This window comes from Streptomyces omiyaensis (assembly GCF_014650895.1).
In the GTDB taxonomy this organism is placed as follows: Bacteria; Actinomycetota; Actinomycetes; order Streptomycetales; family Streptomycetaceae; genus Streptomyces; species Streptomyces omiyaensis.
Genome location: NZ_BMVV01000009.1, coordinates 162,292 through 178,005 on the forward strand (window position 1 = coordinate 162,292; position 15,714 = coordinate 178,005).

Consider the following 15,714-nt stretch of genomic DNA (forward strand, 5'->3'; position numbering starts at 1 on the left):
GCGGCAGAGCCGTCCGTGAAACAGACCGTGAGGAAGCCTTCTAAGTGGACATGTTGTGGAGCGGCTGGGGCGACCCGGCCAAGGCGGCACCCCTGCCCGACGCGGTCACCGACCTCCTGCGCCGACTGCTCGGCGTCACCCCGCGCGAGGGCGGCCCCGCCGCCCTCGCCGACATCGAGGCGCCCGCCCCCGTCCTCACCGACGAGGCGCGCGAGGCGCTGCGCAAGGCCGTCGCCGCCCCGGACGCCCTGCGGGAGGACGCGGAGAGCCGCATCCGGCACACCCGCGGCAAGTCCACCCCCGACCTGCTGCGCATCCGCGCCGGCGAGGTCGCGGACCTCCCCGCCGCCGTCCTCCTCCCGGCCGGCCACGACGAGGTCCTCGCGGTGCTGGCCGTCTGCGCCGACCACGGCCTCGCCGCCGTCCCCTTCGGCGGCGGCACCTCCGTCGTCGGCGGCCTCGCGCCCACCACCGAGCGCCCCTTCGTCGCCCTCGACCTGCGCCGGATGGACCGGCTCCTCGCCGTCGACGAGGTCTCCCGCACCGCCACCCTCCAGCCGGGCCTGCGCGGCCCCCGCTGCGAGGAGCTGCTCAACGCCCGGGGCTGGACGCTCGGTCACTTCCCGCAGTCCTTCGAGTGGGCCACGGTCGGCGGCTTCGCCGCGGCCCGCTCCAGCGGCCAGGCCTCCGCCGGATACGGCCGCTTCGACGAGATGGTCCTCGGCCTCACCGTCGCCACCCCCGAAGGCACCCTGGAGGCCGGCCGGGCCCCGCGCTCGGCGGCCGGCCCCGACCTCCGCCAGCTGATCCTCGGTTCCGAGGGCGCCCTCGGCGTGATCACGGCCGTGACCGTCCGCGTCCGCCCGCTCCCGGCCCGCCGGATCTACGAGGGCTGGCGCTTCACCTCCTTCGAGGCCGGCACGGCGGCGCTGCGCCGGCTCGCCCAGGACGGCCCCCGGCCCACCGTGCTGCGCCTCTCCGACGAGTCGGAGACCTTCGTCGGGCTCGCCCAGCCGGACGCCATCGGCAGCGCCGAACTCCCGCAGGACCCCGGCTGCATGGCCGTCGTCGGATACGAGGGCACCGAGGAGGAGACGGCCGCCCGCCGCGCCGCCGCCCGCGAGGTCCTGCTCGCCTGCGACGGCGAGTACCTCGGCGAGGAGCCCGGCGACCGCTGGGAGCACGGCCGGTACAACGCCCCCTACCTGCGCGACTCCCTCCTCGACGCGGGCGCCTTCGCCGAGACCCTGGAGACGGCCGCCTTCTGGTCCGCGATCCCGGGCCTCTACGCCGCGGTCCGCGACGCGCTGACGACCACCCTCACCGAGGCGGGCACCCCGCCGCTGGTCATGTGCCACATCTCGCACACGTACGAGAACGGCGCCTCGCTCTACTTCACCGTCGTCTCGGCGCAGGGCGAGGACCCCGTGGCCCACTGGGCGCCGGCGAAGCGCGCGGCCAACGACGCCATCCTGGCCGCGGGCGGCACCATCAGCCACCATCACGGCGTCGGCACCGACCACCGCGACGGCTACGTCCGGGAGGCCGGCCCGCTCGGCATCCGCATGATCCAGGCCGTCAAGGCCGAGATCGACCCGTCGGGCGTCCTCAACCCCGGTGTGCTCGTCCCCGTCCGCTGACCCCCTCTCCTGCCGCCCGGAGGTCTGATCCATGCGACAGTTCACCGCCGTCGTCAACCCCACCGCAGGGGGTTCGAGCGGAACCGCCGGCCTGCTCCCGCTGGCCCGTCTGCTGCGGGAGGCGGGCGCCCGGCTCGACACCGTGTACAGCCGCAGCCTGGAGCACGCCCGCGAACTCGCCCTGCGCGCCGGAGAGCGGGGGCACGTCGTCCTCGCCGTCGGCGGCGACGGCATGGCCGGCGGCGTCGGGGGCGCGCTCAGCGGCACGGACACCGTGCTCGGCCTGGTGCCGGCCGGCCGGGGCAACGACTTCGCCCGCGCCCTCGGACTGCCCGCCGACGCCCCGCGCCTCGCGGAGATACTCCTCGGCGGCGAGCCGCGCGCCGTCGACACCATCGAGGTCGAGTCCGCCACCCACGCCCGCACCTGCGTCCTGGGCAGCGTCTACGCGGGCGTGGACGCGGTGGCCAACCGCCACGCCAACGCCTCCCGGATCCTGCGGGGCGCGGCTTCCTATTACGCCGGCGGCCTGCGGGCGGTCGTTGCCTGGAAGCCCGCCGACTACCGCATCACGGTCGACGGGGTGCGCCACGACCGCACCGGCTACACGGTGGTCGTGGCCAACTCCGGCTTCTACGGCTTCGGGAGGAACATCGCCCCCGGCGCCCGGGTCGACGACGGGACGCTCGACGTGGTGGTGATCCGGCAGGCCCCGAAGCGCCTCTTCTTCGCGATGATGAACGAGCTGAAGACGGGGGCGCACCTGGCCCGTCCCCAGGTCGAGATCCTGCGCGGCGAGGAGATCCGCATCGAGGCCGACCGCCCGCTCCCGTACGGCGCGGACGGCGAGGTCGACGCCACCCTCCCGGTGACCCTCCGGGTCAGACCCGCCGCCCTCCGGGTCCTGGCCTGACCCGACCCCGCCCGGACAAGGAGCGGGGCGGGAACGGTCCCGGCGGCGGCAGGCCGTGGTGCCTGCCGCCTGCCGACCGGGTCCTGCTGGTGGCCGTCCACTGCCGCACCAACCTCACCATGCGGCAGCCGGCACCGCTGTTCGGCATCCCGCCCGCCACGGTCTGCCGGGCCACCAGGCGACTCCGTCCGCTGCCGGCGCTCGAACGGGCTCCGCGGCCGGTGGCGGACACCGAACGGCTGTGGACCGCGGACGGCACCCTGGTCCCGGTCCGCGACCGGAAGGCCGGCGACTCGTCCCGCGACCACCGGTTCCCGGCGAACGTGCGGGTCGCCATCGACGCGGACACCCGCCTGGTCATCGAGGCGGCCCGCCCGGCGCCGGGCGACAAGGCCGGCGCGCATGTCCGGCGCGAGTCGGACCTCCTGCCGCACCCTTCAGGAGACGTCGTAGCAGGTGGTGCGTACCTCGGATCCGGTGCCGTCCTTCGGCCGCGCCCACCAGGCCCAGGCGTCGGGGCCGCAGACCGCCCGGCTGCGGACCCGGGTGGCGTCGTCGTCCGCGCCGGGCGCGATCCGGTGCTGGCCCAGGACGCGGGCGTCGTGGGAGCCGGAGCAGGGGACGGTCACCACCTGACGGCTGCTGAGCTGCCCGGTGGCGAAGTCGATGCAGCCGCCCTTGCGGACCTCACCGATGTCCCGCACGCTGTCCGCCGCCTTCAGCACCCGGCCGGCGGCGGCCGGGGAGGGTGCGCCGGACCCGTACCCGGACAGGGAGAGGTCCAGGGTGAGGGTGGTGAAGTCCGCCAGGCCGCCGTCCTTGCGGAAGGCGTCCTCCACGGTGATCCCGGCCCGGGTGATCCGGCCCCGGGCGTCCACCTCGACGGTGAGCGGGACGGGCGGGCGCCGGCTCGCGCTCGGGCCGGACAGGACGACGTGGGGGTGCAGGTCGTGAGGGAAGAGCACGGACAGCGCGCTGTCGGACAGCTCCGCCCGGTAGGCGCGGCCGCCGGCCGGCGTCTGCCGGTACGAGGTCGCCTTTCCGGCCGTCAGCGCCTCCAGGAGGGTGCCGCCGACCGGGGACTCGCTGCCGCGCATGAACTCCAGGGGATCGTTGTCCGTGAGCCCGCCGGAGCCGCCGGAGGTGTCCGCGGGGGCGTAGTCGATCCAGTACGGGGAGGAGGCCGCGCGGTAGCGGATCCGCTGGCGGTCGACCAGATAGGTGCCCGCGGTCTCGCCGTCCTCACGTGCGGGGGTGACGCCGAGGACGGCGGTGCGCGCCTTTCCCGAGGTCCTGGCGGGGAGGTCCCAGGAGACCTCGGCGTGGCCGCGGTCGCCGGCGAAGTCCAGGCCGCCGGTGGTGGTCCGGACGATGCTGCCCTTCTTCCCCGTGAAGGTCAGCTTCTGGGCGAAGCGCGCCGTGGGCGCCTTCTGCGTCTCGCGCACCGCGAGGAAGACCTGCCGTTCCGTCTTCTGCCCGAAGACCGGGTGGGCGGCGGCCGCCGACGGGGACGGTGGTGCGGCGCCCTGCCCGCCGGCCGAACAGGCGCTCAGCGGAAGGGAGACGGTGGCGAGCACGGCGGCGGAGCGGACGATTCTCTTGGGCATGTTCCGATGACGGTCACGCGGGGCGGATGGTTGCCCGCCGCGCGGTCACGAAACGATCACCATCACCTCGCCCCGGCGCGGGCCGCCGGGACCGTCCGCCCGTTCCGCCGTGTGCGCCGAGTGGGCCGACACGATCAGCAGGGGCACCCGCCGCACGCTGGGGTCCACGGCACCGGCCGCCGCCCTCCGGGAAGGAAATCCTTCGGGTCGCGGTCCCGCGGCGCGTACGCTGCTGCCGTGGCCTTCGTCGTCCAGCGGCCGAGGACACCCGTCTCCGGTTCGCCCGGAACGGGAAACCCGGGTTCGAATCCCGGTGGAGACCACGCCCCTTCCGGGGGGCGCGTGCTCGTATGCGATCACGCCCCGACCTGCGCAGCGCGAGGGCGCATGGGGCGCTCGCCGCCTTGTGCCGCCACGGCGCCCTCACCGAGGGCCGCCTTGATTTCCCGGGCTCCCTCCGTCTTCCGAAAGCGCCGGCCGTCGTGACTCCGGGTACGGAGCTTTTGCCGTCCGGCGCGTCCAGGGACAGATCTCGGCCGGTCTGTCAGCAAGCGTTGTTCGAGGCCTCGACCGTCCGGACCGCGGTAGCGCTTCGCGCGGTCGGTGGCGTGCTGCGGCGCGCGGGTCACCGATAGCCCGTGACGTCCGCGGACGCGCTCGACTGATCGACCTCGGCGATATAGCGCCAGGCGTCGGGCGCGGAGCCGTCGGTGTCCGTGAAGCCGTACTCCCGGGCCAGGCCCCCGCTGGAGAGGGACCGCCCGTTCCAGCGCGCCACATCGGGATCGGCGGCGAGAGCGGCCAGCGCCCGTCCGATGTACGCGGGCGACTCGGAGATGGCGAAGTGCGGAGCCTGCTCGCAGGCGTCCCGCCAGTTCTCCTCGGTGACGCGGAAGGCGCTGTCGAGCATCGCCTCGGAGCGGAGCCAGCCCGGCGTGAGGCACACGGCCGTGCAGCCGAACTCCTTCAACTCCTCGCCCAGGCCGTACGCCATGCGGATCGGGGTCGTCTTGGCGAGGTCGTAGAAGAACGGCTCGCGGTAGGTGGTGCGGTTGTACTCCTCGGTGCCGTCGGTGACCTCGACGAGCAGTCCGCCGCGGTTGCGGACCAGGAGCGGCAGGGCGCAGTGGCTGGTGACGATGTGCGACTCGATGCCGAGGCGCAGGACCCGCAGTCCCTTGTCGAGGTCCATTTCCCACAGCTTCGGCTGCTCGCGCAACTCCATGTCGAAGTGGACGTCGCCGCCCCAGAGGTCGTTGACGAGGAGGTCGAGACGGCCCTGTTCCCGGTCGATGCGGGCGACGAGTGCCCGTACCTGCTCCGGCTCCAGGTGGTCGGTCGGCACGGCGATGCCCCGGCCTTCGGCGCCGGCCGCCGCGTCGACCAGTTCGGCGGTCTCCTCGATGGTCTCGGTGGACCGGCCGACCTCGCTGACGTGAGTACGGGTCGTGCGTCCCGTGACGTACACGGTGGCTCCGGCGCGTCCCAGTTCCACGGCCATGGCCCGCCCGGCGCCGCGCGTCGCGCCCGCGACCAGGGTGATCTTTCCCTCGAGTGCCTGTGCGTTCTCCATGCGCCGAGCATCTCGCCCAAAGCCGACAACCACTGTCCGGATTTCCATGGGGTTTCCTTCGGCAGGTGCGCGCATGCCGATCTCCCCTCGCCGAGGCGATGCCGGCTCTTCGAGGGTCGGGCCGGTGCCGACAGGGACGCGGTGTGATCCGTGCCTCCAGGGGAACCGGAGGTCCGTCGTGCGGGCGCATCCGGTTCCCGACACGCCCGCGACGCATCGGATGCGGACCCGTTCGCCGGTCCAGGAGGCGGAGCCGGTGGCGATGCACTGGTTCTCCGACCGCACCCGGCACCGGGAAGCGGGTGGATGGGCGAGCCCTACCAGGCCGGGCGTGGATCCTGGCGCTCGGTGGAGAAACCGGGCGGAGCGGTCGTGTCCGTCCGCCACAGCAGGCCCGGCTCGGGTGGGTGCTCCGCGGTGGCCGGCGCGGGAGGGTGCAGACGCCTGTGGCCGGGAAGTGCCACCTCGGTCAGCACGCCGTCCTGAATCATCCACAGCCCGAAGCAGTCGTCCTCCTCGTCGTGGACGAGCACCTGCACGCTCGCGGGGTTCGGCCACGCCAGGGACTCCAGGCATCGAAACAGACCGGATCGCCCCCCTGCACGGTTGAACTCGGCCACCCATCCGTCGACCTGGTGGAGCCGCTCGAAGCGGCCTCCCCACTCGCGCGAGTCGTCCGGCCGCGTCAGGGGTTCCATCACCTCGCCCGCGAACGGTGCCAGCACGATGACCTCGGCGATTCTGCTCATGCCGAAGTATCTCCGCATGCGAAGGGCCGACGGCCATCGAATTCCGAGGTACGGCCAACGGCAGGGCATCCTCGGGGCACGGCCCGGACGGCGTGCGGGAAAGCCGCCGCCCTGCCGCCCCCCGCCGGGGAGCGGCCAGGTCAGCGCAGACGGTCGAATGCCTGGTCTGCATCGGTCACGGCCTCGGGGTGGACGTCGTGGGCGGTGCGGCCGTCGGCGATCTTCTGCCAGTTGCTCCGGGCGAGCACCCGTTGGACCGCGAGCACCTGGGCGGCCAGCAGACGCGCCCGGACGCCCTCGCCAAGGGCGTCCGCGAGCGCCTCCTCGTCCTCGATCTGGTACCGCATCAGGCGTCCCGCCAGGCTCGGCGTGGTGAAGACCAGTCGGTGGAAGGCGACGACCTCCGGGTGATCGCTGAGGCCGGTGACGGGATCCCGTCGATCGAGGCCGGCCCGGAAGTGCCGGTGCAGTGCCGCCACCGGCCCGACGCCGGCCGTGCGGTCGCGTACGACGCGCGCCGCTTCGCCCTGGTGGTCCGCGAACCGGTGCAGCACCAGGTCTTCCTTGGTGGGGAAGTACCGGAAGAGGGTCGGTTTGGAGATCTCGGCCGCTGCGGCGATGTCGTTGACCGAGACGTGGTCGAAGCCGTGCTCCAGGAACAACGATACGGCCGCGTCGCCGATGGCGTCGCGCGTGCGTTCTTTCTTGCGGGCCCGCAGTCCCGGCGACTCGCTCACCCGCCCACCGTAACATTCGGTACCTGGTTGCATTTTTAACCCGGTAACGTTTTTATGGGCTCCATGGATCGGACAGACACTCCTCCCGTGCTCGTCACCGGGGCCACGGGCCGGGTCGGCCGCCTCGTCGTCGACCACCTCCTCGACGCGGGCGTACCGGTCCGCGCTCTCGTCCGTCGCCCTCGGGCCGCCGTGACGCTGCCGGCGGAGGTCGAGGTCTTCACCGGCGACCTCACCGTGCCCGAGTCGCTCGACCCCGCCCTGAGCGGTACGGGTGCGGTCTTCCTCGTCTGGACCGCCCCGCCCCGGACCGCGGCGCCAGTCGTCGGGCGACTGGCGGCCCAGGTGCGGAAGGTCGTCTTCCTCTCCTCCCCGCACCGGACCGCGCACCCCCTCTTCCGGCAGCCCAATCCCATGGCGGTGCTCCACGCCGACATCGAGCGGCTCATCGCGGCCACCGGACTCGAGTCGACGGTCATCCGGCCGGGAATGTTCGCGTCCAACGCGCTGGCCTGGTGGGCGCCCGCGATCCGGGCCGGCGACGTCGTCCGATGGCCCCATGGCGCTGCCGAGTCGGCGCCGGTCGACGACCGCGACGTCGCGGCCGTTGTGGCACGAACGCTCTCTCAGGGCGGCCACTCGGGACGCGACTACGTCCTCACGGGCCCCGAATCGCTGACTCAGGCAGCGCAGGTGGGCGTCATCGGTGACGTCCTGGGACGCCGGATCGCGTTCGAGGAGATGACGCCGGAGGAGTTCCGAAGCCTGTGGGAGGGCGCAGCGCCCGGCCCGGTCATCGACATGCTGCTCGCCGCGTGGAGCGCAGCGGCCGAGCGGCCCGCGTACCTCACCGACACGGTGGCCGACGTCCTCGGAACGCCCCCGCGCACGTTTCGCCAGTGGGCCGTCGAACACTCCGAGGCGTTCACGAGGGTTCCGTGAGCGGAGGAACCCGCTCGTCCGGAAGGCTTCGGAACGCCGCGGGGCGCGAGGCCCCGGCCGTATCCGGGACACCGCGGACCTGCCGGGCCGGCGCGCTCGGTCAGGGGGACGGCTGATCGCTCGGGCCTCGCGGTGGACCGAGCGGCGCCGGTGCCGTCCTCTGTGGCGGCCGGTCCGCTCCGCGACGGGAGGACGCGGCCCGATGCCATGGTCACGCCGGCCGCCCGGCGATCGTTCCCCGGTTGCGGATGGGGCTCTTCCGCGCGGCGTCCCGGCGCAGCGCGCGTCCCGGCCGTGCCCCCGTCACCTCGCCGCCGCGCAGCACGCACTCCCCTGCCACCAGCACGTCGCGGACACCCGTCGCGTACTGCCACGGGTCGGCGAAGGTGGCGCGGTCGGTCACGGCGGCCGGGTCCAGGACGACGACATCCGCGACCTGGCCGGGGGCCAGGGTGCCCCGGTCGGGCAGCGGAAGGCGGGACGCGGGCAGCGAGGTCATCTTGCGTACGGCGTCGGCGAGTTCGAGGACCCGGTTCTCGCGGACGTAGTGGCCGATGACCCGGGCGAAGGTGCCGAAGTTCCGCGGATGGGGGTGGCCGTCGCCCGGGGCGTGCAGGACCCAGCCGTCGCTGGCGACGGCACTGGAAGGATGGCGCAGCACGGTGTCGACGTCGTCCTCCGCCATCGCGTGGTTGACGATCATCACCTCGCCCCGGTGCGCGGCCAGCACGTTCAGGACCGCGGCGGCCGGCTCGACGTCCTCGTCGCGGGCGACGTCGGCGATGCTGTCGCCGATCCGGTCGCTGTAGCGGCCCGGGCCCATCATGGCGAGGACGACACCTTCGGGCAGGAAGGTACGGCCCACCGCCGGACGGAGGCCGGCGAGGATCCGTTCGTGGGTCTCGGGGTCGGCGAGGCGTTCCAGGAGCGCGGCGGGTCCGCCGTCCATGGCCCAGTCGGGCAGCCGGGAGGTCAGCCGGGTCGAGGAGGCGGTGTACGGATACACGTCGCAGGCCACGTCCAGGCCGTCGCGCACCGCCGTGTCGATCATCGCGAGGGCGGTGTCCACCGCGCCGTGGTTGGCCGGCCCCATCGCCTTCAGGTGGGAGATCTGGAGACGCACCCGGGAAGCGGTCGCCACGTCGAGGGCTTCCCGCACGGCCTCGATCAGGTGGTCGCCCTCGTCGCGCATGTGCGTGGCGTAGAGCAGGTCGTGGGCTGCCGCCTCGCGGGCCAGCGCCACGATCTCGTCGGTGCTCGCGAAGGAGCCCGGGGCGTAGATCAGTCCGGTGGACATCCCGAAGGCCCCCTGAGCGGCGGCGGTCGCCAACAGGGCGCGCATGGAAGCGAGTTCCGCGTCCCCCGCGGGGGCGCGCCCGGTTCCCATCACGGCGGTGCGCAGGGCGCCGTGACCGATGAGCGGAGCGATGTTGAGCGCGGGGCGGGCCTCGTCCACTGCGGCCGCGAAGGCGTCGAGGTCGTACCACCGGCCACCGGCGGGCGTGCCGGGACCCGCCGCGTCCCGGCCCTCGTCGGGGGCCTGCGGGAAGGGTGACAGCCCGCAGTTGCCGGTGACGAGGGTCGTCACGCCCTGTCGCAGACAGGCCTCGGCGTCGGGCATGGCCAGGACGGAGAAGTCGGCGTGGGAGTGCAGGTCGATGAAGCCCGGGGTGACGGTGAGTCCGGCCGCGTCCAGCACCGTGGTGGCGGTCGCCGTCGGGGCGGGCTCCCCCACGTGGACGATACGGCCCCCGCGCACGGCGAGGTCTGCGCGGCGCGGGGCCGCGCCCGTCCCGTCGATCACCGTTCCACCGGTGATCAGCACGTCGTACGGGGCGGTCTGTTCGGGCATGTCGCGCTCGCTTCCGGAGGGTGGTGCGGTCGAGGAAAGGGCGGTGGGCGGCCGGGGTCTCACAGGATCAGCGCCAGCAGCGCCGTGTACAGCGCACACGCCGGGACGAGCAGGGCCCAGCCGGTGCCGAGGAGGTAGGGCAGCCGGTCGGCGCGGGCCAGGCCCATGGCGCCGACCATGTTGGCGTTGGGCAGGGGGCCGTACGTGTCGGCCTTGGACGCCCACAGCAGGACGATCACCCAGGCGGCCGGACCGATGCCCAGCTCCGTGCCGAGCGGGCCGAACACCTCGCCGATCAGGATGACCTGGGCGGCGGTGGCGCCGGGCACGCCGACCCAGCCGAGGGCCGCGACGGCGAGGGCCAGGGGCAGGGCCGCCATGTGGGACAGCTGCGATCCGAAGGTGTCCAGGACGACGTCGTACGGCTTGAGCAGGTCGATGAAGCCGAAGAGGGCGGCCAGCATCCAGAACAGCACCAGCATCGGCAGCATGCGGCGGGCCCCGGTGAGCAGGGCCCGGCCCGCGCGCCGTGGCGACAGTCCGGCCGCCGTCGCCGTGACCAGCGCCATCAGCGGCAGGGCGACGAGCGGGAAGGTGGTGCCCGCCTTGGTCGCGGTGGCGTGGACGACCGTCACGGCGAGGGCCAGCGCGAAGGCCCACGTCGCACGCCGGGTGCGGGCCGTGGGGCCGGCGCCGGTGCTCGCGCTCGGTCCGGTGACCTCGCCGGGGTGGTAGAAGTCCTCGCGGGCCGCGCTGCTGCGCTGCACCCAGGGCACGACGACCGCCGCGAGCACCAGGGAGAGCAGGACCAGGGGACCGGCGCCGACCGTGACATACGTGAGGTAACCGACGTCCGCGGTGTTCATGATGGCGATGTTCGAGCCGGCGAACGGTGCGAGGGCGAGGCCCGCGCACCCGCCGAGGAACATGGTCGCGGCCGTGGCGGACCGGGTGAACCCGGCGTTCGCGGCGATGGGGACGAGCAGCGGCGCGGCGATCGCGAGGGCTCCCGCGAGCGTGCCGAGCGCGGCGACCAGCACCAGGCAGGCGAGCAGCATGCCGTACATGAGGACCGTGGTGCCGTGTCCGTCGACGATCCGCATGATGCCGCGCACGAGGGCGTCGGCGACGCCCGTGACCCGAAGCACCTCGCCGGTCGCCGCGCCGAACACGATGATCACGCCGATGACGGTGACCGGGTCGATCACCGATGCCGCGAGGACGTCGCCTGTTTCTGCGGGCGGCGGCAGCGCGACGAGGACGGAGCCGGCCAGCGCGAGAGCGGTGACCAGGAGGAGGTCCATGCCGGTCAGGGCGAGCACGGCGTACAGGGCGATCGGCAACAGGCCCCAGGCCGTCGGGCCGTGGGTGAGCAGCCCCACCACGAGGCTGGCCGCGAGGGCGACGGCCGCGGCCGGCAGGAGGACGACGCGACGGCGTGGCTTTGGGCGGGGAGGGGCGTCGGTGTGGGTGCCGTTTGCGGCGGACACGGGCATGGTCGGTCCTCGGATCGCGCGTGCGGGGGCGGGGCGTGGGGATCAGGAGGCGGTTCGCGCCGTGGTCAGGGCGAGCAGCCCGTCGGCGTGCCGGGCGCCGCTCTCCGCGGCGATCTCGTCGAGGGTCTGCGCGTCGCGTACGGGTGCGCAGCGCACGGTCCCGCCGTCGAGGGCGTACCCGTGGACGGCGGGGCGGGGCAGGCTGTTGTACGCCCACGGCGTCGAGAAGTAGTAGGCGCCCGTGTCGCGGAGGACGACGAAGTCGCCTTCCTCCAGGACGGGCAGTTCGCGTGCGGAGGCGACGACGTCGCCCGCGAAGCAGCACGGTCCCGCGAGGTCCTGGGGCACGGTCGGCCCGTGCTTCGGCCTGCCGTCCGCGTCGAAGGCGCCCACCCGCAACGGCCAGGCCTCCGGCATGAAGACCGTGCGCGTCGCGGTCTGCGCGCCCGCGTGGGTCACGGCGATCCGGCGGCCGCCGGCCTCCTTGGCGTACTCGACGCGGGCGGCGATGAAGCCGTTCTTGGCCAGCAGCGACCTGCCGAACTCGGTCACCAGGCCGTAGCGGCCCTCGAACAGGGCGGGCACGGCGGTGCGCAACGCGGTGACGTAGTCGTCGTAGGTGGGGCGCACCGCGTCGTCGGTGAAGTTCACCGGGAGGCCGCCGCCGATGTCGAGGCTCGTGACCTGGCGCCGGCGGAGGCGGTCGTTGATCTCCTCCGCGAGCCGGTACGTCTCGGCGATGCCCTCGGCGATCAGCTCCAACGGGCAGCCCTGGGAGCCGACGTGGGCGTGCAGCCGCGTCAGCCAGGGCCGCTCGGCGAACGCCCGGTGGACGCGTTCGCGGGCGCCCTCGTCGCGCAGCGCCACACCGAACTTCGACGTCGACGTCGCCGTGCTCATCGCGCCGATGGAGCCGCCGCCGACCTGGGGGTTGACGCGCAGCCCGATCACGGAGGCGCAGCCGGCGGGGCGAAGCGCGTCGATGCGGTCGAGTTCGTCGAGGTTGTCGGCGTTGAGGGCGATGCCGAGGGCGAGTGCCTCGGCTATCTCCTCGCGGGTCTTGGCGGGCGAGTCGAGCACGATGCGGGCCGGGTCGCATCCGGCGTCGAGGGCGAGGCGCAGTTCGCCGGGGCTCGCCACTTCGCAGCCCATGCCCTGGTCGGTGAGGAGCCGCAGCACCGGTACCAGGGAGGACGCCTTCACCGCGAAGGTGTGCAGCACGTCGGGGACCGCGTCGAAGGCCGTGCGCAGGGCGCGGACGCCGGCGCGGACGCCGTCCGTGTCGATGAATCCGGCCACCGGCTGGTGGGTGCCGAGCAGCCCGTGGTCGAGCGCGTGCCGAAGGACCCGGGAGACCCGGTCGACGGATGCGGTGGGCGGGTGCGGGACGGCGTCAGGATGCGCGTTCACGTGCCGGCTTTCGTCGTGGGGTGCGGAAGGAAGTGGCACGAGCTTCCGGTGTCGGCGGGCTCCGCGTCTTCGTCGCCCCGGACAAAACCGCGGCGATTCCCTGTCCACCAGGAACAACACCGCGACAAAACGGATCAAGTGCTTTCCGGTGGCCGTCCGTCGGCGGTGTCGGCGAGGCGGACCGCCAGGGTGACGACCAGCCGGGTGTCGGGGTCGTCGAGGTCGATCCCGAAGCGCTCGCGCGCCCTCCGCAGCCGGTAGCGCAGGGTGTTGGGGTGCACGACGAGGCGCTGCGCGGCGCGCGGGATGTCGCCGCCCGCGTCGAGGTAGGCGGCGAGCGAGCGGACCAGCTCTCCTCCGGCGGAGAAGTCGGCCGTGAGCAGGTCGTGAACCGCCCCGCCGTGCCGCTGCCACACGGGCCGGACGGCGTCGAGGAGCCGCAGCACCGTCACCGTGTGCGCCACGTCGCCGTGGCCCGCGTACCGCGCGGCAGGGACTGACGCCCCGGAGGGGCGTGCCGCGCGCTCGCGCAGGGCACGGACGACCCATCGGGCCTGCTCGCAGGAGTCCGCGGCGTGGATCGGCGTCGGGACCATGGGGCCGACGCCGATCCACACCGGGGGCGCGTCGGGCAGGGCGGTGGCCAGGGAGTCGAGTTCGCGGGCAAGTCCCAGCGCCTCGCGCCCGTCCCCCTCGGGCAGGGGCAGCAGCACGGTGATCCGGTCGCTCTCCCTCATGACCCGCACGTCGGGACGGTGCGCCGTCGCCTGCAGCCACAGGGCCTGAAGGCTGCGCTCGGTGGCATCGCCCGTCGGGCGGTCCCGCTCCGCGACGACCACGGCGCACGGCGTCTCGGGCGCCAGTCCGAGCGACCACAGGTGCGAGCCCGCGTCGCCCTCGCCGCCCAGCAGGCCGCGCAGCGCGTGCTCCTCCCGGCGCCGGTTGACGGCCGTCCGCAGGCGGTGCTGCAGGAGGTGGGGCACGGCGACGTCGGCGGCGCGCCGCAGCGCCTCCTCGGCGTCCGGGGAGAAGCTGCTGCCGTCGGCCGCCGCCCAGATGGAGCCGAGCATCTCCCCACCGCTGCGGATGGCGACGACGAGCCGCTCGGGGTCGCCCTCGTCGGCGGCGCGGTGGATGACGTCGCGGGAGGTCCACAGCGCGCGCAGCAGTCCGCTGCGCCGCAGTTGCGCGACGCGCCGGTCGGGCACCTTGCCGCCGAGGATCGTCGAGGTGCGCTCGGGGTCGGCGGCGGTGCTGGTCGCGGAGTGCGCGAGCAGACGGAACCGGGTGTCCTCGATGGTGATGGATGCCCGGCAGTAGCGGGCCACCTCCTGGGCCAGTACGGCGAGACCGCCGCCCGCGATGTCCCCCGCGAGCCGGTCCCCGCTCCCCACGGCCGCGAACGCCATTGCCGAGCGGAGGAGTTCGACGGTGTCGGCCCAGTCCGCCCACGCGGCCCGCTCCAGCAGCGCGACGCCGGTCTCCCGCGCGGCCGCGACGACCTCCTCGAACGGCGGCTCGGCGCCGCGGCTTCTGACGACCACCGCGGCGGCGCCCCGCCGGGCTGCCTCCCGCACGGCGCCCGCCGCCGCCCCGGGCTCGCTCCCCGGCCCCGCCGCCAGGACGACGCGCCCGTCGTGCGGCCGCTCGGCCCCTTCGTCGCCGATGACCACGCCCCGCACGACGACGTCCTGCCCGGTGGGAGCCAGCAGCAGACGCAGGAGGCCGTCCTCGTCGTGGGCGAGCAGCTGACGCAGGGTGACGTCCGTCGGCGGGGAAGCGGGGATCATGCCGCCAGCATACGAACCGGTGCCGGCCGCCCCGGGCCGGTGCCCGGCGGCTGATCGCACGCCGCGCACGCTCGGCCCCCGGGGTTCGCCCCACCGCCGGGTCCGGCCGCGAACGGCGCGGTCGGCGCGGTGACGGCGGTGCAGACGACCACGCCGGCACCGCCGTCACCGCGCCGACCGGACCCGCTGTCGCCCCGGCGGCTGGTGGACCGCCCCGCCCGCCGCCGCACACCCGCCGCCGCACACCGCCCACCCGCCGCCGCCGACCCGGCGACCTGCGACGCATACCCGCCGCAGGCGACAAGGACTCCAGCACTGATCCACTGCTCGTCGGGAAGACCCCCCATGCCCCCATCATGATCATCGCGAAGCGAGGTGCGGACCGGAACCCGGTCGGAAGCGCGACCTAACCGGCGGGGACCCCGCGGGCCCTCCGCGTCCCCGTCGGTCGCACCGGTCCGTGCGCCCACAGGGCGATGCCGATGAAGAGCAGCTGCTCCGGGATCCTGAACCACAGCGGGGTGGCCGGTCCTCCGTCGAAGGGGACGTCCGAGACGGCCGCGTGGATGTTGGCCGGCAGCATCAGGACGAACAGCGCGGCCAGCCCGAGTCCGGCCGCCGGCCGGGTGGACGCCCGGAGGAGTCCGGCGGCGCCCGCGAGTTCCAGCACGCCGGTGACGTACACCGCCAGGTGGGGGAGGGGCACGAACGGCGGGACCATCGCCACGAGATCCGCGTGGCCGGGCATCGGCCCGAAGTCCGCGGGGACGAAGTGCGCGCTCGCCGTGAAGACGAGCATCACGGCGAGGCCGTGCACCACGGACTCCCGCCAGGTCGCGAAGCGGCGGACGCCGCACGCGCCGAGCAGCCGGAAGAGCACGGAGGGGACGGCGAGCAGCATGAGCGTGCCGAACATGGAGCGGACCCCTTTCGGTCGTCGAGGACGCCAACAATGGATAATAGCACTCTCTACTATCCATTGAGGGGGGCGAGGAGTTGAACGGC

General features: G+C 74.1%; 12 protein-coding genes, 1 tRNA gene and 1 pseudogene. 5 read left to right on the forward strand and 9 right to left on the reverse strand.

All coding sequences use genetic code 11. From position 1 onward, the window contains the following. The first annotated feature begins 44 nt into the window (after nt 1–44). From IE287_RS17495 to IE287_RS17505, 3 genes and pseudogenes are all read left to right on the forward strand, one after another. A complete protein-coding gene (locus tag IE287_RS17495; protein ID WP_189849978.1) occupies nt 45–1,640 on the forward strand; it encodes an FAD-binding oxidoreductase in 1,596 nt (531 codons plus the stop codon). Nucleotides 1,641–1,671: 31 nt separating this feature from the next. Next, a complete protein-coding gene (locus tag IE287_RS17500; RefSeq protein WP_189849979.1) occupies nt 1,672–2,553 on the forward strand; it encodes a YegS/Rv2252/BmrU family lipid kinase in 882 nt (293 codons plus the stop codon). 17 nt (nt 2,554–2,570) lie between these two features. Continuing rightward, nucleotides 2,571–3,053 (forward strand): annotated as a pseudogene (locus IE287_RS17505) (helix-turn-helix domain-containing protein); the annotation flags it as partial. Here IE287_RS17505 and IE287_RS17510 read toward each other — a convergent pair. Next, on the reverse strand, nt 2,991–4,160 hold the full coding sequence (locus tag IE287_RS17510) for a hypothetical protein (RefSeq protein WP_189849980.1): 1,170 nt from the start codon (nt 4,158–4,160) through the stop codon (nt 2,991–2,993). The pseudogene IE287_RS17505 and the gene IE287_RS17510 overlap by 63 nt on opposite strands. Before the next feature lie 240 nt (nt 4,161–4,400). Here IE287_RS17510 and IE287_RS17515 point away from each other — a divergent pair. Further along, nucleotides 4,401–4,482 (forward strand) — tRNA-OTHER (locus IE287_RS17515). A gap of 303 nt (nt 4,483–4,785) precedes the next feature. Here IE287_RS17515 and IE287_RS17520 read toward each other — a convergent pair. From IE287_RS17520 to IE287_RS17530, 3 genes are all read right to left on the reverse strand, one after another. Next, a complete protein-coding gene (locus tag IE287_RS17520; RefSeq protein WP_189849981.1) occupies nt 4,786–5,733 on the reverse strand; it encodes an SDR family oxidoreductase in 948 nt (315 codons plus the stop codon). A gap of 317 nt (nt 5,734–6,050) precedes the next feature. Further along, nucleotides 6,051–6,482 carry a hypothetical protein gene (locus IE287_RS17525; RefSeq protein WP_189849982.1) on the reverse strand — a complete coding sequence of 144 codons (432 nt, stop codon included), beginning with the start codon at nt 6,480–6,482 and terminating at the stop codon, nt 6,051–6,053. 140 nt (nt 6,483–6,622) lie between these two features. Then, a complete protein-coding gene (locus IE287_RS17530) occupies nt 6,623–7,219 on the reverse strand; it encodes a TetR/AcrR family transcriptional regulator (RefSeq protein ID WP_189849983.1) in 597 nt (198 codons plus the stop codon). Between the two features lie 87 nt (nt 7,220–7,306). On the opposite strand from IE287_RS17530, the gene IE287_RS17535 reads away from it, so the two are divergent. Beyond that, nucleotides 7,307–8,161 (forward strand): NAD(P)H-binding protein, encoded by an 855-nt coding sequence (locus IE287_RS17535; RefSeq protein ID WP_229883542.1) that lies wholly within the window; start codon nt 7,307–7,309, stop codon nt 8,159–8,161. Nucleotides 8,162–8,372: 211 nt separating this feature from the next. Here the strand turns inward: IE287_RS17535 and IE287_RS17540 are convergent, their stop codons facing one another. The 5 genes from IE287_RS17540 to IE287_RS17560 form a co-directional block, all read right to left on the reverse strand. Further along, nucleotides 8,373–10,013 (reverse strand): N-acyl-D-amino-acid deacylase family protein, encoded by a 1,641-nt coding sequence (locus tag IE287_RS17540; protein WP_189849985.1) that lies wholly within the window; start codon nt 10,011–10,013, stop codon nt 8,373–8,375. A 59-nt stretch (nt 10,014–10,072) separates the two neighbouring features. Continuing rightward, nucleotides 10,073–11,509, reverse strand: coding sequence for a Na+/H+ antiporter NhaC family protein (locus IE287_RS17545; RefSeq protein WP_189849986.1), 1,437 nt, complete (start codon nt 11,507–11,509; stop codon nt 10,073–10,075). Nucleotides 11,510–11,551: 42 nt separating this feature from the next. Then, complete coding sequence (locus IE287_RS17550) at nt 11,552–12,919, reverse strand: type III PLP-dependent enzyme domain-containing protein (RefSeq protein WP_229883543.1); 1,368 nt, start codon at nt 12,917–12,919, stop codon at nt 11,552–11,554. Nucleotides 12,920–13,053: 134 nt separating this feature from the next. Then, nucleotides 13,054–14,709: a PucR family transcriptional regulator gene (locus IE287_RS17555; protein WP_189849988.1), complete on the reverse strand. Its 1,656-nt coding sequence runs from the start codon at nt 14,707–14,709 to the stop codon at nt 13,054–13,056. Nucleotides 14,710–15,115: 406 nt separating this feature from the next. Continuing rightward, complete coding sequence (locus IE287_RS17560) at nt 15,116–15,625, reverse strand: DoxX family protein (protein WP_189849989.1); 510 nt, start codon at nt 15,623–15,625, stop codon at nt 15,116–15,118. Nucleotides 15,626–15,714: the final 89 nt, after the last annotated feature.